Genomic DNA, 18,800 nt, shown 5'->3' with positions numbered 1-18,800 from the left:
GCGTCAGGACGCAGCGCGGTCGACGGAGCCGCTGCCGGACTCGCCACCCGGGCGCTCGTCGTCGCTCCGCCCGGTGTCGCCGTCCGCGGCGGGTCGGCCCTCGCTCGCGGTGCGCTCGTCGATGTCGGCGGCGGCGTCGTCCACGGCGCGGCTCGCCGCCCGGGTCGAGGACTCCTCGCCGGCGGCGAGCGCCTCCTCGAGCTCCTTAGCCGCGGCACCCGGCAGGGCGGCCTCCTGGATCTCGCGGGCCTTGGTCTTGGCGGCGGCGAGGATCCGGTCCTTCATCGACGTGGCGTACATGTCGACGTACTCCTGGCCGGACAGCAGCATGAGCTCGTACATGATCTCGTCGGTGACCGAGCGCAGGACGAACCGGTCGTCCTCCATGCCCTCGTAGCGTGAGAAGTCCAGCGGCTTGCCGATCTTGATGCCGATCCGCATGAGCTTGGGTACCTTCTTGCCCGTGGGCTGGGCCTTGTCCGTGCCGATCATCGCGACCGGCAGGACCGGGACGCCGGCCTCCAGGGCCATGCGGGCCACGCCGGTGCGACCGCGGTAGAGCCGGCCGTCGGGGCTGCGGGTGCCCTCGGGGTAGATGCCGAGCAGCTCGCCGCGCCGCAGCACCTTCAGGCCCTGGCGCAGCGCCGCCTCACCCGCGCGGCCGCCGGAGCGGTCGATGGGCAGCTGGCCCACGCCCTTGAAGAACGCCGCGGTGAGGCGGCCCTTGATGCCGCGGCCGGTGAAGTAGTCGGACTTGGCGAGGAACGTCATCCGCCGCGGGACCATGAGCGGCAGGAAGATCGAGTCGGAGAAGGAGAGGTGGTTGCTCGCGAAGATCGCGGCCCCCTCGTCGGGGATGTTCTCCTCGCCCTCGACCCACGGCCGGAACAGCAGCTTGAGCAGCGGCCCAAGCACGACCGTCTTGAGAACCCAGTAGAACACCCCATACCTCCTGTGACGCGAGGAACTCTACGACACCAGTGGTGTGCGCCGCTGCCCGTCGGGATCCGCCGCATTCGCCGGGCGGACGGCCCTCGCCTCCGGGCCGGGCGCCACGTATCGTTGTCGCGTCGGTGGGAACGGTCGCAGTGCGCACGGTCCCCGGTCGGAAGCAGAGGGGCCCATGGGCGACAAGGACGTGGACGCGCAGTTCGCGGACATCATCGCGCACTGGGACGACGTCGCCGTGGTGCCGGACCGCCCCGCGGTCGACCGGCCCACCCCCGACCGGCCCGCCGTCGACCGGCCCGCGGTCGACCGACCCTCGCCAGACCACGTGGCACCCGAGCGCCCCGCGCAGGGGTCGACGGTCAACCCGCCGCTGCACCCCGAGGGCAACCCGACCAACCCGCCGCCGATCCGCCCCTTCGTGGTCTGGCGCGGCGTCGAGCCCGCCGAGGCCGACGACCCCGACCCCGACCCCGACGAGCTCACCGCGCTTGACGAGGAGGAGCACTTCGAGCCCGGCCCGGTGGCGCCGCTGCCGCCGCAGGAGGACCTGCAGTTCTGGGGCATCATCGTCGGGCTCGTCGCCGGCCCGCTCCTGCTGCTGTGGATCGTCCTGTTCGACCAGGACATGGGGCTGTGGTGGACCCTGGGCGCGCTCGGGCTCATGGTCGGCGGCTTCGTCCTGCTGGTGCTGCGCCAGCCGCACTCGCGCGACGAGGACGACCCGGACAACGGCGCCCGCGTCTGACCGCGGCCCGCCGCCGTAACGGTCCTCACCCGTTCGTACCGACCTGCCCCGTTCGTCCCCCGTGGTGCCGGCTGCGTCACTAGGTTGCCGCCGACCGACGACACCTGCAGGGGAGGACGTATGCCGCGGATCAGCATCACCTCCGACCAGACCGGGGTGGGCGCCGCCCCGGGTGAGGCCACGGCGGGCGACCCTACGGCCTACGTCCTCGAGATGCCTCGGGGCAGTGCTGCGGTCGGGGTCGCCGTCCCTGCGATCGGTGCGTGCTTCGCGGGCGTCCTGGCAGTCGTCGCCCTCGTGCACCTGTCGCTCGCCGGCTTCGTCATCGGCGGGCTGATCGCCGCGGGCGCGGGTCTCGCCGCCCGCCAGGGCCTGCGCGCGGCGTCGGTGCCGCAGCTGGCAGCCGGTCCGGGCGGCATCTACCTGAGTGGTCTAGGCATGGGTCCGGGCGAGAGACGGGCACAGGTCGTCCCCTGGTCGGCGGTCAGCCGGCTCGTCGTCTGCTGGGCCCTTGAGCCCTCCGGGCGCGCGGCATACGGCCCGTCGAGGCGGCCGGCCATCGCGCTGGTCCTCGAGGATGCGGGACCTGCCCAGGCACCGGTCGTCACCCCGCCGCTGCCCGAGCCAGCGGGACTGCGGCCACTCGCCCCGGGCGCGGTCGACCTCTCGTCGCTGGATCCCCGGGCGCTGGACGAGCTGCGGCGCACCCGCCCCGACGTGCTGGCGATGCTCCAGGCCGCGACGACCAGCGGCACTGCAGATGCCGCGCTTCGCCTGCCCTACCAACCGCTGGCCAAGGCGCTCGACGACGGGCAGCGCTCCGAGCTGGTCGCAGCCGTGCGGCGCTACGCCCCCCGCGTCGAGGTGGTGGACGGCCCGGACATCGACACGAGGGGCCCCACTGTCTGGGTCGGACGCACCACCGGCTGACCGCGCTCTCTCAGGGGCGCGCGGCGGCCGCCGGGTCGAGGTCCAGGTCGACCCACACCGGGCGGTGGTCGCTCGCCGCCAGCAGGTCCGCCTCGGGCAGCGGCACGTCGCGGTGCGGCAGCACCGTCAGCTCCGGTGAGGCGAACACGACGTCGAGCAGCCGCCGGGGCGCCGGCGCCGGGTAGGTCGGCGTCGTGGGCGACACCAGCCGGAGCCCGGCGGCGAAGCGCTGCCACGCCCGGCCGCTCTCCCCCTCGTTGAGGTCCCCGGCGAGCAGCACCGGGTCGCCTGCCGCGACCGTCTGCAGGATCTGCGCCGCGTGCCGGTCGCGCTCGGCCGCGTCGAGCGAGAGGTGCACCGAGGCCACCACCAGCGGCTGCGAACCGGCGGGCCCGACCCGCGCCACGGCATAACCGCGGGTGCGCTGCAGTGCCGCCACCCGCAACCGGTGGTGGCGCGACTCGGACACCTGCACGCGCAGCGAGGTGAAGATCGTCGTCCCGCCGCTGCCACGGTGCCGGCCGGACCAGCACATCCCGCACTCGGCCGCGAAAGCCGACACCCGCCACGACGAGAACAGGCGGCGCGGCACCTCCTGGAGGCACAGGACGTCGGGGTCGATCGCCCGGATGACACGGGCCGCCGCGTGCCGGTCGAGGGTGAAGTCCTTGAGGTTGTAGGACGCGACGCGCATCGCGCTCACGCCGCAGTCCCCGCGCCGTCCCGGGCCAGGTCGGCAGCGCCGATGAGCCCTGCCTCGTTGCCCAGCTGGGCGAGGACGATCTGCGCGAGGGGCCGGTAGCCACGACCGGTCAGGCTGCGCCGGAACATCGTCGTCGCGGGCTCGAGCAGCAGGTCCCCCGCAGCGCTGACGCCGCCGCCGATGACGAACATGCCGGGGTCGAACGCGGCAGCGAGGTTGGCGATGCCCACGCCGAGCCAGTGGCCGATCTCGGTGAGCAGCTCGGTGGCCGTGGGGTCGCCGTCCCGGGCCGCCTCGGTGATCATCGGGCCGGTCAGCGCCATGGGGTCACCGCCCGCCCGGTCCAGCAGGTCGGTCGCCATGGGGCTGTTGGCGGTCATGAGCGAGCGGGCCTCGCGGACCAGGGCGTTGCCCGACGCGTACTGCTCCCAGCAGCCCTTGTTGCCGCACTCGCAGCGCTGGCCGCCGGGGACGACCTGCATGTGGCCGAACTCGCCGGCGATCCCGAACTGCCCACGCAGCACGTGCCCGTCGAGCAGGAGCGCGCCCCCGATCCCGGTGCCAAGGTTGACCATGACGACGTTCGACTCGCCCCGGGCCGCGCCGAAGCGCCACTCGGCCCAGACGGCGGCGTTGGCGTCGTTGTCGACGCTGATCGGCACGGGCACCCGGCGCTGCAGGTTGGCCTGCAGCGGCTCGTCCCGCCAGGACAGGTGGGGCGCGAAGACGACGGTCGCGCGGTCGGCCGCGACGAAGCCCGCGGCCCCGATGCCGACGCCCACCACCTCGTCGTCGGCGGCTGCCAGCAGCTCGTCGACGACTTCGACGATGGTGTCCTCGACCACGGCCGGGCTCTTCGAGCGGTGCGGGGTGTCGCGGCGGGCGCGGCCCACCACCACCCCCTCAGCCGTGACGAGGCCGCCGGCGACCTTGGTGCCGCCGATGTCGATGCCGATCGCGAGGCTCACGAGGTGGCCGTCGTCTCGTCCTCGACCGCGATGTCCTGCACCCGCGACCGGGTGTGCCGGGCGCCCGCGTGGTCGGCGGGCGTCGCCCCGGGGGGAGCCTCACCGGCCGATGCCGGGCTGGCGCGCCGGTGGTCGGCGAGGTCGCGCAGGGTGTCGGCGAGCGCACCCGCGAGGTCGGCGAGCCGGTCCACGGTCTCCGGGCGGACCGAGCGGAGCAGCCCGATCCCCTGGCAGACGGGGCACAGCCGGCAGACCACCGCCCGGCCCGTGCCCGCCTCGGCGCCGCAGTGCTCGCAGTGGCCGTCGCCGCCGGACGTCGACCCCGTGCTCCCGCGCGTCCCGCCACGGGTGTCGCCGTGGGCGTTTGCCGCGCCATGTGCGTCCGAGGCGTGCGGGCCAGCGCCGCCACGGGCGTCGTCAGCGGTCGGGTGCCCGGTGTCCTGAGCGCTGCCGCGCGACGAGGCGCCGGCGGCATACCCGCTGCTCGCGGCCCAGCCACCCAGGGCGTCGAGCAGGCGCGCGGCCTCCTCCGCGACCGAGCCCACGGGCGCTCGCTCCTGGTCAACCACGCGGCCACACCTCCTCGTCGGGGACGAACCGCACCGCCAGCCTGCCCTCGCGGACGGCGGCGCGCTCGACCACGCATCGTTGCAGAGCCGCGGGCAGGGTCAGCACGCGCCGGTGCTCCCCCAGCGTCACGAGCAGCTCGTCGCCGCGGCGCTGCAGGACGAGGTCGGCCGCGTGGGCACCGGGCAGGGGCAGCGTGAGCAGGAAGCCGTCGCCGTCGCGGTCGACCGCCATGCCGCGGTGCGCGACGGGAGCGAGGAGCTCGTCGGGACCGCCGTCCTGCTCGGCCGCCAGACCGGCCAGCGCGTCCGCGCCGATGGGCTCGGCCGGCAGGTACGGCGTCACGTGCAGCGCCAACCCGGCGAAGGAGTCGCGCACCTCCTCCAGCCCCTGCTGCTGCGAGGTGTTCCACCCCGCCCGCCACGGGTCAGGCGTCCGCCGGCCCGCGTCGGCGACGGCATCGGGGAAGACGCGGTTGACCACGACCGCGTCCACGACGAACCCGTAGAGGGACAACGACGTCCAGGTCCGGCGGGACTCGGCGATCACCACGCGCTCGGGCGTCAGGACGAGCCGGACGGACGTCTGGTCCCCCGTGAGGAGCCGGTGGACCTGCCGCATCTGCCGGTGCCACCCCGTCACGGCCTCGACGACGGCCGGGTCCGGCAGCGGGACGCCGGCCGCGGCGGCGGCGGCCGGACGCAGGGTGCGGATGAGGCCGCGCTGGGCGGGGAGCAGCCGCTCGAGGTGCCAGGCCAGCGCCTCCGGCAGCGCCAGCAGCCGCAGGGTCTCGGCCGTGGGGGCGCAGTCCACGACCACGAGGTCCCACGGTCCGGACTCGACCTGGGCGCGCAGCTCGAGCAGGGCGGCGATCTCCTCGGCCCCGGGGAGGCGGGTCAGCTCCTCGGCCACCACCGGGTCCACGCCGACGGTCCCCAGGACGCTGAGCAGGTAGTCCTGGACCACCCGCCACGACGGCCCGAGCAGGTGCGGCGGGCTGACCTGCAGGGCGAAGAGGCCGGGCTCGACCTCGACCGGCTCGCCGGGACGGGCGCCCAGGTCGACCTCGAGCGCGTCGCCGAGGGAGTGCGCCGCATCGGTCGACATGACCAGCGTCTTGACCCCGGACCGGGCGGCGCGGACCGCGGTGGCGGCAGCCGTCGTGGTCTTGCCGACACCGCCCTTGCCGGTGAAGAGGAGAACGCGCATCGTGCCGCGACCGGGCCTCAGCCCTCGACGCGCTTCTTGAGCTCCTTGAGCGCGGTGTCGATGATGACCTTCTCCGCCTTGCGCTTGAGCATCCCGAGCATCGGGATCTTGACGTCGACCGCCAGTCGGTAGGTGACGGTCGTGCCGGCAGACCCCTTGGCCGCCAGGGTGTACGAGCCGTTCATGGCCTTCAGCACCGATGCCTCGACCAGGCCCCAGGACACCACGCCGGTGCCGTTGCGGGTGACGTCCCACTCGTAGTCGAGGACGTAGGTGTCCTTGATCGCGCCGGCGTCGAGGGTGAAGCGGACCTGGTCGGCCCAGCCGTCACCCTCCTCGGTGAGGACCTCGACCTTCTTGACCTCGGTGGCCCACTGCGGGTAGCTCTCGAAGTCCGCGATGACGTCGAGGACCTCGCCGGGCTTGGCGGCGATGTCGATGCTGGACTCCGTGCGGTCGGCCATGCGCGGAAGGCTACCCCGAAGTCCCTTCGAGCGAGTCCTTCAGCGCGTGCACCGCGACCTTCCACCGGAGGGTGTGCCGGGTGGCCACGTCGCGGGGTGCGCGAGGGCCGGTCGTGCCCCGCAGGTAGTGGTGCACGACGGCGCCGTCCCACCACGGCTCGATCCAGACCTCCATCTCCCCGACCACCTGTCCGGCGACGGTCCAGCGGACCCCCTTGACCCCGCGGTCGCGCTGCAGCGTCCGGACGAGGTGCGGCCAGACGCGGTCGCACCAGGCCTCGTCGTCCAGGCGGGTGCGGACCCGCTCCGGCGCGGCCCGGATGTACGTGTCGTCGACGACGTCGACGCGACGCTCGCGCATGGGACCAGTGTTCCGCACGTCACTCCCCCGGTCCGGACGCACCTCCCCGCAGGGCCCTACCGGTCGGTAGTCTGACCGCACGAGGACCGGTGCCGCGCCGACACCACCGTGGGTGCCACGGCGATCCCACCGGTCGAGCCGTCAAAGGAGACTCCGTGCAGGAACACGTCGCGCCCCCGCTCGTCCCCCCGACGACCGAGGGCAGCCTCGCCGACCTTCCCGCGCGCAACGCCGCGTCCAACCCCTCCGCCGTCGCCTTCGCGCGCAAGGAGGACGGCCGCTGGGTCGACGTGACGGCACGGCAGTTCAACGAGGACGTGCGCGCCCTGGCCAAGGGCCTCGTGGCCGCCGGCATCCGCCCCGGCGACCGGGTCGCCATCATGAGCAAGACCCGGTACGAGTGGACCCTGACCGACTTCGCGATCTGGACCGCGGGTGCGGTCACGGTGCCGATCTACGAGACCTCCTCGGCGGAGCAGGTGGCGTGGATCCTGTCGGACTCGGGCGCGAAGGCGATCATGCTCGAGACGCCCGCGCACGAGGCGGGGCTCGACGAGGTCCGCGACCAGCTGGGCAGCGTGGAGCACGTGTGGCAGATCGACGCCGGCGCCATCGACGAGCTCACCGCAGCGGGCGCCTCCGTCAGCGACGAGGACCTCGCGGCGGCCACGGCCGGCATCGACCGCAGCAGCACCGCGACGATCATCTACACCTCGGGCACCACCGGCCGCCCCAAGGGCGTCCAGCTCACCCACGACAACTTCCTGGCCCTGGCCGACAACGCCATCACCAAGCTCAAGGCGGTCGTGCAGGCCGAGGGCGCGTCGACGCTGCTCTTCCTGCCGCTGGCCCACGTGTTCGCGCGCTTCATCCAGGTCCTGTGCGTCGCCGGTGAGGCGAAGATGGGCCACAGCGCCGACATCAAGAACCTGCTCGACGACTTCGCCGCGTTCAAGCCGACGTTCATCCTGTCGGTGCCTCGCGTCTTCGAGAAGATCTACAACTCGGCCGAGGCCAAGGCGACCTCCGAGGGCAAGGGCAAGATCTTCGCCACCGCGGCCGACACCGCGATCGCGTGGTCGAGCGCGCAGGACACCGGGGGCGCCGGGATCGGCCTGCGGGTGCGGCACGCGCTGTTCGACCGGCTCGTCTACTCCAAGCTCCGGGCGGCGATGGGTGGGCAGGTCATGTATGCCGTGTCCGGCGGGGCGCCGCTCGGCACCCGGCTCGGCCACTTCTTCCGTGGCATCGGGGTCACCGTGCTCGAGGGCTACGGCCTGACCGAGACGACCGCACCGGCCACCGTCAACGTGCCCGACCGCGTCAAGATCGGCACGGTCGGCGCACCACTGCCCGGCGTCGGGATCCGCATCGCCGACGACGGCGAGATCCTCATCCGCGGCAACAACGTCTTCGCCGGCTACCACAACAACGACGACGCGACCTCGGACGCGGTCCGCGACGGCTGGTTCCACACCGGCGACATCGGCGAGCTCGACGAGGACGGCTACCTCAAGATCACCGGGCGCAAGAAGGAGCTGCTCGTCACCGCCGGCGGCAAGAACGTCGCCCCCGCGGGGCTCGAGGACCGGCTGCGGGCGCACCCGCTGGTGTCGCAGTGCATCGTCGTCGGCGACCAGAAGCCGTTCATCGCGGCGCTGATCACCCTCGACGAGGAGATGTACCCGACCTGGGCGAAGAACAACGGCATCGACGGCGTCCCGTTCTCCCAGGCGGGCAGCAACGAGGTCGTCCTGGCCGAGCTGCAGAAGGCCGTCGACGACGCCAACAAGTCGGTCTCCAAGGCCGAGTCGATCCGCAAGTTCGCCGTGCTCGAGGGCGACTTCACCGAGGAGAACGGCTACCTCACGCCGAGCCTGAAGCTCAAGCGCAACATCGTGATGCGCGACTTCCAGGACCAGGTCGAGGGGCTGTACGCAGGGGCCCCCGCGAAGTGAGCGGTGGACCCCCGTAGGGTCCTGCCCATGCCCGAGCGCCACCGGCCCGTCGTCCGTGCCCGGTGGCGCTCGCGTGTGCCGGGTGCGGGAGGGATCGTCCTCGCGGTGGCCTGGCTCGCGTACTTCGCCGCGCTGCAGTGGAGCGTGGTGCGCTACCGCATCCCGATCGTCGCCGTCCTCACCCTGGCCGCCGTCGGCCTGGCCCTGTGGCAGTGGCGCGGCTGGCGGGTCGTCCCCAGCCGCGGCGCGGTGGTGCTGATGCTGGCCGGCTCGGCGCTCGCCACGGCCGCCGTCCCGCTCTTCAGCTACCTGGCACCGACGGGCTTGGCGGTGGCGACCACCGCGCTCGTCGCGGCGCCGCTCGCCTGCGCGGTCGCCCTGTGGTCGGGCCGCCGGCGCGGCGCGACGATCGCCCTCGGTGCCGCCGTCGCCGGGTATGCCGTGGCGGCGGCGACCGCCGTCGTGTCCTCGCCGCGACCGCGCATCGACGTGTGGGTCACCCTCCAGCAGGCCTCGGACGGGCTCGCCCGCCTCGAGAACTTCTACGCGATGACGTGGACGGGGTCCCCCGGCATCCAGGACGCCTTCACCTACCTCCCCTGGACGGTGGTGCTGCTGGCGCCGGGCCGGTGGCTCGCCGGTGACGTCCGCTGGGCGCTGGCCGTGTGGACCCTGCTCGCGGCCCTGGCCGCCGTGCTGCTGACCCGTGGTGCGGCAGCGGACCGCAGCTCCGCCACCGCGGACGCGGCCGCTTGTCGGGTGACCGGTGGGACTGCAGCCGCCGGTCAGGTGGCCGGTGGGACTGCGGCCGCTGGTCAGGTCCCCGGTGCGACTGCGGCCGCCGCGGAGGACGACGCACCTCGTCGCTGGTGGACCGCGGCCGTGGTCGTGTCCCTGCTCCTGCTGGCGCCCGGCACCCTCACCCAGCTCGACCAGGCATGGACCGAGCCGCTGCTCCTCGCCGGCATCGCGTGGTGGGCGGTCCTCGTCCGTCGCGGCCACGCCTGGTGGGCAGTCGTCCCACTGGCGATGGCCTGTGCGAGCAAGCAGCACCTCGCGCTGCTGCTCCCGGTGCTGCTCCTGTGGCGTCCGTTCGGCTGGCAACGGACCGTGGCCACCGGGGCGCTGACCGGGGTGCTCATCGCGCCGTGGTTCCTGGCCAGCCCCGCAGACTTCGTGCACGACACGGTGAGCCTGCTCGTGACGTTCCACCCGATCAAGTTCGCCAACACGCTGTACCTGTTGGCGCTCAACACCTTCGGGGTCACGCTGCCCTTCGCGGTGACCGGCCTGGTCGTCCTCGGCACGCTGGCGGCCGTCTGCCTCACCGTGTGGCGGCGACAGCCCGACCTCGCGTCGCTGCTGCGGTGGCTCGCCCTCGTCCTGCTCGTCGCGAACCTCGTCAACAAGCAGGCGTTCTACAACCAGTTCTGGCTCGTCGGGGCGCTGGTGGTGCTCTCGCTCGCAGTTCCCGTGTCGCGCCCGAGCAGCTCGACGAGCCCTTCGGGGTACACCGTCTCGCCTCGCCGCTGACGCTCCTGCGGGTCCACCCAGGCCACCTCGAGGGTCGAGCGGACCTCGGTCTCCTCGAAGGCCACCGGCCGCGCGGCATACCGAGGCACCTCCAGCAGGTAGTAGACCTGCTGCTGGACGACGGTCCGCCCCTCGAAGGGGAACACGACGTCGTCGGCGTGCACCGGTCCGACCAGCCGGGCAGGGTCGACGCGCAGTCCGGTCTCCTCCCACACCTCTCGCACCGCGGCCTCGAGGGCGGACTCCCCCGGGTCCACGCCGCCGCCGATCGTGTACCAGTAGGTCGTGCCGGGGTCGTGCGGGTCGAACCCGTGGATCATCAGGACGGTCCCACCCGGCTCGACGACGAGCACGCGCACCGCCCGGCGGCGCAGGACCTCGCTCATCCGGCTGCCGCCGCACGGATCGCCGAGAGCCACTGCCGGGTGAACGCCGCCACCGTCGTGTGCAGGACGTCCTGGAACGCGTGCGCGGTGGCGGCGTCGACCTCGGAGGCGCTCGCGTCGGCGGAGGGCGCCGAGGCGGCGGCGCGGTAGAACCGCACGAGGGTGGACGTGCCGTACCGCTCGGCGACCTGGCGCACGGCCAGCCACGCCGCGTTGTAGGTGGGGCCGATCGTCGTGTGGGCCGGGTCGAACTCCTCGGCGCGGGGTAGCGCCGTGGGTCCACGACCCGCCCGCACCTGGGCGAAGAGGGCGGCCGCCACCTGCTGCTCGGTGGCGTCGACGTCGCGGTACCCGACGTAGTCGGCCATGCCCTCGGACAGCCAGAGCGGGACCGGACGCGTCGTCGTGGCACGGATGGCGACGTGGGTCGCCTCGTGGGTGACGACGACCTGCTGGCCCCGGCGCTGCAGGCCGGCGAAGGCGGTCGGGTTGACCACCACCCGGTCGGCACCGGCGCGGCCGGAGGGGTCGAACGGCCCGTCGGTGACGGCGGCCACCTGCCTGACCGAGTCGGCCTGCTGGCCGACGAGTTCGGCCATCTGGGCCGGGGTGCGGGGGACGACCAGCACGAGGCGGCCGTTCCAGGTCGAGCCGCTCCAGACGTCGCGCACCTGGCCGACCGCGTGCTCACCGAGGGTGAGGTAGGGCCGCAGCCGGCTCGCGGGCCCGCTGCCGAGCACGAGGGCCCCGTCGCCCTCGACCACCGTGAAGTCGGGCAGGTCCCACGCCTGGGTCTGGGTCCCGCCGTCGGTGTCGTCGGCGAGCAGCCAGCGACCGTCGCGGCGCACGACGGTGAAGTAGGACTCGAAGCCGCGGGTGGCGGTGTCGCAGCCGGTGAGGCTGTACCGGCCCTCGACCCGGGCCACCCAGGCGTCCGGCCCGAGCTGGGCGATCCGGTCGGGGCCGAGGGCGGGCGCGGCCTCGGGCGTGCCGTACTCGAACCGCCCGATCGGGAGCTGGTCGAGGGCGTCGAGCTGGGCGAGCTGGCGCAACCCGAACCCCGAGGTCGTGCTGGCCAGGGTGGCGGCGAACGCCGTGCGGTCCCTGCTGCGGACCGCGGCGGCCCGCCGGGCCAGGAGCGCGCTGAGCGCCTCCTCGCGGGCGACCGACGGCTGGGCCGAGTCCTGCTGGGTCGTGGTGGCGGGCCTCGCGGAGGTGGAGGGCTGCGGCGCCGTCCCGCCGCCCGAGCAGCCCGCCAGGGCGAGGCAGGCGGCCACCAGGGCCGCCCCCACCCGCTTGGCTCGCATGCGGTCATCGTAGGTCGCGACCGCCGGGTTCCCGCAGGTCAGCCCACTGCGCGGGTGTGCGCCCCCCACGGCTCACGGCGCGCGTGCACGGACGCGGCCTCCGGCACCGACACGAGGCCGGCCTCGACGAACCGGGTCACGGCGGCGCGCTCGGCCGCGTCGAGCGGGAGCTGGGCGTCCTGGAAGGCCAGCAGGGCGGGCACCATGCAGTCGGCGCAGTGCAGGTCCCGCACGGGGCAGGTCTGGCAGTCGATGATCACGTCGATCACCTCTCTCTCGTCGGGTCCTGTCGTTGGGCCGGTCCTCGGGACGGCCGCGGCGGCGGTCGTCCACCTGCCCACGACGCTAGGTGCCACCACCGACAACGCCCCGTGCCGGCATACCGACGGGCACGCCGGCAGGCCACCGACCGGCACCGTGAAGGGCTTGTCGCGGACGTCCACGGGCGGTCCGGTGGCGCGCCTGCACAGGGCTGTCACCGCGCCGTCCTACCGTCAGGTCCATGCAGATGGTCCAGGGCACCTTCGACGACTTGGGCACGGCTCTGGCCGATGTCACGTTCGTCGTCGTCGACCTCGAGACCACCGGCGGCAACCCGAACGACAGCGCCATCACCGAGATCGGCGCGGTCAAGGTCCGCGGCGGGCAGGTGCTGGGCGAGTTCCAGACCCTGGTCAACCCGCACCTGCCGATCCCCCCGTTCATCCAGGCGCTCACCGGCATCACGACCGCGATGGTCGCCGACGCCCCCCGCATCGAGGTGGCGCTCCCGGCCTTCCTCGAGTTCGCGCGGGGCGCGGTGCTGGTGGCGCACAACGCCGGCTTCGACGTCGGCTTCCTCAAGGCGGCAGCGCGCCAGCAGGGCATCGAGTGGCCCCGGCACGCGGTCGTCGACACCGTGCACCTGGCCCGCCAGCTGGTCACCCGCGACGAGGCGCGCAACCACAAGCTGTCCTCGCTCGCGGCCCTGTTCGGCGCCTCCACCGTCCCCGACCACCGCGCGCTGCACGACGCCCGCGCGACCGTCGACGTCCTGCACGGCCTCATCGAGCGCGTCGGCAACCTCGGTGTGCGCACCCTCGAGGAGCTGTCCTCCTACAGCTCGCGCGTGAGCCCGGCCCAGCGCCGCAAGCGCTGGCTCGCCGACGGCCTGCCCGACGCCCCGGGCGTCTACCAGTTCAAGGACGGCCAGGGCCGGGTCCTCTACGTCGGCACCTCGGTCAACATCCGCACCCGCGTCCGCAGCTACTTCACCGGCTCCGAGCAGCGCACGCGCATGGCCGAGATGGTGCGGATCGCCGAGAGCGTCACGCCCATCGTCTGCGCCACCACCCTCGAGGCCGAGGTGCGCGAGCTGCGGCTCATCGCCGAGCACAAGCCCCGCTACAACCGCCGCTCCAAGTCCCCCGAGCGCGCGACCTGGGTCAAGCTCACGGTCGAGGCGTTCCCCCGGTTGTCGATCGTCCGCGAGGTGCGCGGCGACGGCGCCAAGTACATCGGCCCGTTCGGCAGCCGCGCCTCCGCCGAGGCGGCCGTCGCCGCCGTGCACGAGGTCATCCCCCTGCGGCAGTGCGTCCAGCGCCTCTCCCCCACGCGCCGGGTCGGCTCGTGCGCGCTGGCCGCCATGGGGCGCTGCGGCGCACCGTGCACCGGAGCCCAGAGCGTCGAGGAGTATGCCGTCGTCGTGCGCGACGCCGTGCACGCCCTCGTCGGCGACTCCCGCCGGGTGGTCACGGCCCTGCGCTCGCGCATGGGCACCCTCGCCGACCAGGAGCGCTACGAGGACGCCGGGGAGGTCAGGGACCGCCTGCTCGCCCTCGTGCGCGGCATCGCCCGCGCCCAGCGCATCGCACCCCTGGCCGCGAGCCCCGAGATCGTGGCCGCGCGGCCCGCGCCGGCCGGCGGCTGGGAGGTCGTCGTCGTCCGCCACGGGCGCCTCGCCGCGAGCACCGTCGCGCCGCGCGGCGCCGACCCCATGCCCTACATCGACGCCGCCCGGGCCAGCGCGGAGATGGTCCTGCCCGCTCCGTGGCCCGCGCCCGCTGCGATCCCCGAGGAGACGGAGAAGATCCTGCGCTGGCTGGAGGCCCCCGGGGTCCGCCTCGTCGACCTCGACGGCGAGTGGACCTGTCCCGTCGGCGGAGCCGGCGGCGCCCGCGCAGCCCTCGAGCCCGACGCCGTGGCGCGCCGCGCCGTCCCGGGGTTCGTCGCGGCGTCCTAGCCAGCGGCGCGCACGGCGCCGATACAGTGGGCGCGTGATCACCGCCATCGTTCTCGTCAACGCCGACGTCGACCGCATCCCCGAGGTGGCCCAGGCCATCGCCGAGCTCGACGGGGTGTCGGAGGTCTACTCCGTGGCCGGCGACGCCGACCTCATCGCCATGGTGCGGGTGCGCGAGCACGAGGAGCTCAACGACGTGATCGCCGGCCGGCTCAACAAGGTGCAGGGCGTCATCGGCACCAACACCCACATCGCCTTCCGCACGTACTCGCGCCACGACCTCGAGGCTGCCTTCAGCCTGGGGCTCGACGGGGACTAGTCCGCCGAACGGCTCGACTTGGGTACAACGCCCCATCCGCTCACGGCCCACCGCGAGCACACTCGCTGCCGAGGGCGCGCCATCCGGTGCGCCACCGGCTCGAGAAGGACCGATGGCTGCGATCCCCTGCCCCTCCTGCGGCGCCGACCTGCCACCCAGCCCGCAGCAGTGCCCGCGCTGCGGCGTCCGTCTCATCGGCCCTGACGCCGTCCGGCTGTGGGAGGTCGACCAGGCGCTGGCCCGGCTCTCCAGCGAGCGCCGCGCGCTCCTCGCCGTGCTGTCGGCGCCCGCGACGACCGCCACCGGAGTCGCCCCCGCCGGGGTCGCCACCACCGGAGTCGCCACCACCGGAGTCGCCCCCACTGGAGTCGCCACCACCGGGGCAGCCCCGGTCGTCGCGACCACGGGTCCCACCGCAGCGACGCCGGGCGCCGTGCCCTCGGGAGCAGCTCCCGGTCCCGCGCCCGTCCCCGGAGCCGAGGCACCCCGCCCGCAGCACCGTTCGTGGACGACGCAGCAGACGCTGCTCGCGGTCGGTGTCCTGCTGGTCCTCGTGGCCGGGTCGATCGCCCTGGCCGTGGCGTGGTTCGTCATCGGGCGCTGGGGCCAGGTGCTCGTGATGGGTGGGCTCACGGCCCTCGCCTGCCAGGCCTCGCTGGTGCTGTCGCGGCGCCGCCTGCCCAGCAGCGCCGAGGCCCTCGCCGTCGTCGCCGGCGGCCTGCTCCTGCTCGACGCGTCCGCCGCGCGACGCTTCGGGCTCGCCGGTCTCGACGGCGTCGACGTCCACGCCTACACCGCCGTGTCCGGCCTCCTCGTGGCGCTCGTCCTCGCCGCCCTGCACCAGCGGGACCGGCGGGTCGCGGCCTTCGGGGTGCTCTCGCTCACCGCCGCCTCGGTCGCGTGGGGGGCGGTCGTCACGGCGCCGGAGCGGGCGGTACCCGCCGCGGTGCTGGCGCTGCTCGGCGCCGCCCTGTTCGCGCCGCTGCACCTCGCCCTGCCCGCCACGCTCGGGGTCGTGCGCCGGGCCGCCACCGGGCCGGCAGCGGGCTGGCTCGTCGTCGGGGCCGCGATCGCGGCCGGGGTCGCGGCCGACGTGGAGCCCGGAGACCTCCGGGCGCAGGCCCTCGTGGCCGACGGGCTGCTGCTGCTCGTCGCCGTGCTCGGTGCCCTCGTCGTCGCCCGGGTGGTCCGGGCGCGGTCCGCGCGGCTCGGCTCACGGGCAGCGGTCCGGGCCGACTGGACGGACCGGTGGTTCTCCGGCGACTGGCGTGCGGTCGGCGTCCTCGCCGCCGTCGCCAGCGGGACCGCCCCGCTCGCGGTCCTGGGGCTGTCGGTCCAGCTGCCGCCGGTGGCGGCAGCCGCGCTGGGCATGCTCCTCGCCGCGGCCGTCGTCGCCGTGGTGGCGGTGCGGCCCCTGCGCAGCCGGGTCGGGCAGCTGTGGCTGGAGACCGAGGCCGCTGCAGCCGTGGTCGCCACCTTCCTGGCGACCGTCGTCCACGCCTCACAGCCGGCGCAGGCCTGCGTCCTCGCCGGCGCTGCGGTCGCCGCGGCAGCCGTCGCCGTCATGCGCCACTCCTGGCGTTCCCCGGCGTCCGCCGTCGCCGCGGTCTGCGCGGTCGGCACCACCTGGCTCACCGCCGACCTCGCGAGCCCGACCGCGGCCGTCCTGGCGGTCGCCGTGGCCGGCCTCGCGCTCGTGGGCGGGGCACTCGCGCGGCCCCGACGGGCCGAGGAGGTGCCGCTGGGCGCGGTCGGCGCCGTGGCCCTGGTGGCCGCACTGGCCGGTGCCCTCGGCCAGGGACTCGACCGACCCGTCGTCGTCGCCGTCCTCGCGTGCGCCACGGTCGCCGGGGTCGCCACCGCGGTGCTGCGCCCGGGCCTGCGTCCGGCGACCACCGCGGTCGCCGTGGTCACGGGCACGGCGCTGGCCCGCGAGGTGGGCCTGCTCGTCTCCTCGTACGCCGAGTGGGCCTCGTTGGCGCTCACGGCCCTCGTCCTCGCAGGCCTGACGGCGTGGCGGCGCCACCGGCCCGAGGAGCCCGTCCTCGGCGGCTTCGCGGTCGCGATCGGCGTGGGCGCCCTCGCTCTCGGCCTGGACCGCGGGCTCCCCCATTCCACGGCGGCGGCCGCGTTCCTCTACGCCCTCGCCGCCCTGGGCATCTCGGTGCCGGCGAGCCGGCGTCCGGTGGTGCTGGTCGCCGTCGTCGCCGCCACCACGGCCACCTGGGTCGAGCTGCTGCACGCCGACGTGACGACGCTCGAGGCATACACGCTCCCGCCCGCTGCCCTCCTCCTGGCCGCCGGCCTGTGGTCCGCGCAGCTCCTGGGTCGCCGTTCGTGGCTGGTCGCCGGACCGGGCCTGGCGGTCGGGCTCCTCCCCTCCGCCCTGTTCACCGCGGTCGACGACGGGCTCCTGAGACCGCTGCTGGCCGTCACCGTCGCCGTGGTCGTGCTCGCCGCGGGGGCGTGGCGCCGCTGGCAGGCGCTCGTGGTCGTCGGCGCCGCCGCCGCGGTCGTCGTGGCGGTCACCCAGCTCGGCCCGTATGCCGTGCACCTGCCGAGGTTCCTCACCCTGGGCACGCTCGGTGTGGCGCTCCTGGCCATCGGGGCGCGGTACGAGCAGCGGCGCGAGGACGCACGGCACGCCATCAGCTGGCTGGCCTCCCTGAGCTGACCAGGAGGGCGGCCCGGCTCGGTCGGCACGTCGGCGGCGACCGGCGCCGCAGGGTCACCACGGCGGGCACGGTCGTCCGCCGGGCCGATCCCGGCGGCGCCGTGCGCGCGTAGCGTCTGGCCATGGACTCGATGCACGCCCTGTTCCACCGGGCCGCCGACGTCGCCGCCGACCACCGCGCCGCTGTCGGCTCGCGGCCCGTGCCGGCCCCGGCGACGCTGCCGGACCTGCTCGCCACGCTCGACACGACGCTCCAGGACGAGCCGCGCGCCGCCGACCGGGTGCTCGACGAGCTCGTCACCGGCTTCGGCCCGGGCGTGACCGGCAGCGTCGGCCCCCGCTTCTTCGGGTACGTCATCGGCGGGGCGACCCCTGCCGCGACGGCCGCCGACATGGTGGCCGCCGGCTGGGACCAGTGCGCGTTCAACGCCACCCTGTCACCGGCGGCCGCGGCCGCCGAGCAGGTCGCCGGCCGCTGGGTCACCGAGGTGCTCGGCCTCCCGGCCCGCGCCTCGGTGGGTTTCGTGACGGGGGCCCAGGGGGCCAACACGGCGGGGCTCGCCGCCGGGCGCCACCACGTGCTGTCGCGGGCGGGCTGGGACGTCGAGCGCGACGGCCTCCTGGGCGCCCCGGCGGTGCGCGTGGTCGCCAGCGAGGAACGGCACGCCACCATCGACCGCAGCCTGCGCCTGCTGGGACTGGGCACGTCCTGCGTGCAGGAGGTGTCCGCCGGTCCGAACGGCGCGATGGACACGACCGCCCTCGCGGAGGTCCTGGGGCGAGGCAGCGGGCCGGTGATCGTGTGCCTGCAGGCCGGGAACGTCAACACCGGAGCGACCGACGACCTGCGGGCGGCGACCGCGGTCGCCCGCGCCCACGACGCGTGGGTGCACGTGGACGGTGCGTTCGGCCTCTGGGGAGCGGCGTCGCCGGCGACGGCGGGGCAGCTCGACGGGGTGGAGCTCGCCGACTCGTGGTCGTGCGACGCCCACAAGTGGCTCAACGTCCCCTACGACGTGGGGCTGGCGATCACGGCCCACCCGGACGTCGCCGCCGCGACGCTGTCGTACACCGCGGCATACCTCACCGGGCACTCGGGCACGACCCCGCTGCTGGGCGACGTCGTCCCGGAGTCGTCCCGCCGGGCTCGAGGCTTCGCGGTCTGGGCGGCCCTGCGCGAGCTGGGGCGCACCGGCCTCGCCGACCTCGTCGACCGCTGCTGCGCCCACGCCCGCCGGTTCGCCGACGGCCTGGCGGCCGGCGGGGCCGAGGTCGTCAACGACGTCGTCCTCAACCAGGTGCTGGTGTCCTTCGGCGACGACGCGCGCACCGACCGCGTGGTCGAGGCGGTCCAGGCCGACGGCACGTGCTGGCTGGGCGGCACGACGTGGCACGGACGACGGTTGATGCGCGTCTCGGTCTCGAACGCCACCACGACGACCGACGACGTCGACCAGTCGGTGGCGGCGATCCTGCGGGCAGCCGCGGCGACGGCCTGACCGCC

The 18,800-nt window shown here is 74.7% G+C and carries 18 protein-coding genes; 8 read left to right on the top strand and 10 right to left on the bottom strand.

Annotated features, from left to right (window positions below):
* Nucleotides 1-3 precede the first annotated feature (3 nt).
* Nucleotides 4-942, bottom strand: coding sequence for a lysophospholipid acyltransferase family protein (locus RKE38_RS15805; protein WP_316008429.1), 939 nt, complete (start codon nt 940-942; stop codon nt 4-6).
* Between the two features lie 181 nt (nt 943-1,123).
* Between RKE38_RS15805 and RKE38_RS15800 the strand changes: the two genes are divergently transcribed.
* Together RKE38_RS15800 and RKE38_RS15795 are read left to right on the top strand one after the other, a co-directional pair.
* The gene (locus RKE38_RS15800) at nt 1,124-1,696 is read left to right on the top strand and encodes a hypothetical protein (protein ID WP_316008428.1); all 573 of its coding nucleotides are present in this window, start codon (nt 1,124-1,126) and stop codon (nt 1,694-1,696) included.
* 120 nt (nt 1,697-1,816) lie between these two features.
* The gene (locus tag RKE38_RS15795) at nt 1,817-2,626 is read left to right on the top strand and encodes a hypothetical protein (RefSeq protein ID WP_316008427.1); all 810 of its coding nucleotides are present in this window, start codon (nt 1,817-1,819) and stop codon (nt 2,624-2,626) included.
* 10 nt (nt 2,627-2,636) lie between these two features.
* Here RKE38_RS15795 and RKE38_RS15790 read toward each other — a convergent pair whose 3' ends face one another.
* Genes RKE38_RS15790 through RKE38_RS15765 form a run of 6 tightly spaced genes read right to left on the bottom strand, consistent with a single transcriptional unit; the run spans nt 2,637 to nt 6,898 of the window.
* Complete coding sequence (locus RKE38_RS15790) at nt 2,637-3,320, bottom strand: endonuclease/exonuclease/phosphatase family protein (protein WP_316008905.1); 684 nt, start codon at nt 3,318-3,320, stop codon at nt 2,637-2,639.
* A 5-nt stretch (nt 3,321-3,325) separates the two neighbouring features.
* Nucleotides 3,326-4,297, bottom strand: a complete 972-nt coding sequence (locus RKE38_RS15785; protein WP_316008426.1) for an ROK family glucokinase — start codon at nt 4,295-4,297, stop codon at nt 3,326-3,328.
* A complete protein-coding gene (locus tag RKE38_RS15780; protein ID WP_316008425.1) occupies nt 4,294-4,866 on the bottom strand; it encodes a hypothetical protein in 573 nt (190 codons plus the stop codon). Before RKE38_RS15780 ends, RKE38_RS15785 begins: the two co-directional genes overlap by 4 nt.
* Nucleotides 4,859-6,073 carry an ArsA family ATPase gene (locus tag RKE38_RS15775; RefSeq protein ID WP_316008424.1) on the bottom strand — a complete coding sequence of 405 codons (1,215 nt, stop codon included), beginning with the start codon at nt 6,071-6,073 and terminating at the stop codon, nt 4,859-4,861. Before RKE38_RS15775 ends, RKE38_RS15780 begins: the two co-directional genes overlap by 8 nt.
* A gap of 17 nt (nt 6,074-6,090) precedes the next feature.
* Nucleotides 6,091-6,537, bottom strand: coding sequence for an SRPBCC family protein (locus RKE38_RS15770; protein ID WP_316008423.1), 447 nt, complete (start codon nt 6,535-6,537; stop codon nt 6,091-6,093).
* A gap of 10 nt (nt 6,538-6,547) precedes the next feature.
* Nucleotides 6,548-6,898: a hypothetical protein gene (locus RKE38_RS15765; protein ID WP_316008422.1), complete on the bottom strand. Its 351-nt coding sequence runs from the start codon at nt 6,896-6,898 to the stop codon at nt 6,548-6,550.
* Nucleotides 6,899-7,053: 155 nt separating this feature from the next.
* On the opposite strand from RKE38_RS15765, the gene RKE38_RS15760 reads away from it, so the two are divergent.
* Together RKE38_RS15760 and RKE38_RS15755 are read left to right on the top strand one after the other, a co-directional pair.
* Complete coding sequence (locus tag RKE38_RS15760) at nt 7,054-8,856, top strand: AMP-dependent synthetase/ligase (protein WP_316008421.1); 1,803 nt, start codon at nt 7,054-7,056, stop codon at nt 8,854-8,856.
* 27 nt (nt 8,857-8,883) lie between these two features.
* Nucleotides 8,884-10,389, top strand: a complete 1,506-nt coding sequence (locus RKE38_RS15755; RefSeq protein WP_316008420.1) for a hypothetical protein — start codon at nt 8,884-8,886, stop codon at nt 10,387-10,389.
* Here the strand turns inward: RKE38_RS15755 and RKE38_RS15750 are convergent.
* From RKE38_RS15750 to RKE38_RS15740, 3 genes are read right to left on the bottom strand one after another with little or no spacing between them, the layout of a single operon-like run.
* Nucleotides 10,275-10,775 (bottom strand): NUDIX hydrolase, encoded by a 501-nt coding sequence (locus RKE38_RS15750; RefSeq protein ID WP_316008419.1) that lies wholly within the window; start codon nt 10,773-10,775, stop codon nt 10,275-10,277. The genes RKE38_RS15755 and RKE38_RS15750 overlap by 115 nt on opposite strands.
* Complete coding sequence (locus RKE38_RS15745; protein ID WP_316008418.1) at nt 10,772-12,082, bottom strand: hypothetical protein; 1,311 nt, start codon at nt 12,080-12,082, stop codon at nt 10,772-10,774. The genes RKE38_RS15750 and RKE38_RS15745 overlap by 4 nt, the downstream gene beginning before the upstream one ends.
* Before the next feature lie 38 nt (nt 12,083-12,120).
* Entirely contained in the window at nt 12,121-12,351 is a 231-nt protein-coding gene (locus tag RKE38_RS15740; RefSeq protein ID WP_316008417.1) for a hypothetical protein, read from the bottom strand.
* Nucleotides 12,352-12,584: 233 nt separating this feature from the next.
* On the opposite strand from RKE38_RS15740, the gene RKE38_RS15735 reads away from it, so the two are divergent.
* The 4 genes from RKE38_RS15735 (at nt 12,585) to RKE38_RS15720 (ending at nt 18,795) form a co-directional block, all read left to right on the top strand.
* The gene (locus RKE38_RS15735; RefSeq protein ID WP_316008416.1) at nt 12,585-14,303 is read left to right on the top strand and encodes a DEDD exonuclease domain-containing protein; all 1,719 of its coding nucleotides are present in this window, start codon (nt 12,585-12,587) and stop codon (nt 14,301-14,303) included.
* A gap of 34 nt (nt 14,304-14,337) precedes the next feature.
* Nucleotides 14,338-14,622, top strand: coding sequence for an Lrp/AsnC family transcriptional regulator (locus tag RKE38_RS15730; RefSeq protein ID WP_310156095.1), 285 nt, complete (start codon nt 14,338-14,340; stop codon nt 14,620-14,622).
* Nucleotides 14,623-14,734: 112 nt separating this feature from the next.
* The gene (locus RKE38_RS15725) at nt 14,735-17,296 is read left to right on the top strand and encodes an SCO7613 C-terminal domain-containing membrane protein (protein ID WP_316008415.1); all 2,562 of its coding nucleotides are present in this window, start codon (nt 14,735-14,737) and stop codon (nt 17,294-17,296) included.
* A 122-nt stretch (nt 17,297-17,418) separates the two neighbouring features.
* Complete coding sequence (locus RKE38_RS15720; RefSeq protein WP_316008414.1) at nt 17,419-18,795, top strand: pyridoxal phosphate-dependent decarboxylase family protein; 1,377 nt, start codon at nt 17,419-17,421, stop codon at nt 18,793-18,795.
* Nucleotides 18,796-18,800 lie beyond the last annotated feature (5 nt).

It is taken from the genome of Phycicoccus sp. M110.8 (assembly GCF_032464895.1).
Taxonomy (GTDB): domain Bacteria; phylum Actinomycetota; class Actinomycetes; order Actinomycetales; family Dermatophilaceae; genus Pedococcus.
The sequence above is the reverse complement of the archived record's forward strand: the minus strand, read 5'-3'. Positions and strand labels throughout refer to the sequence as shown.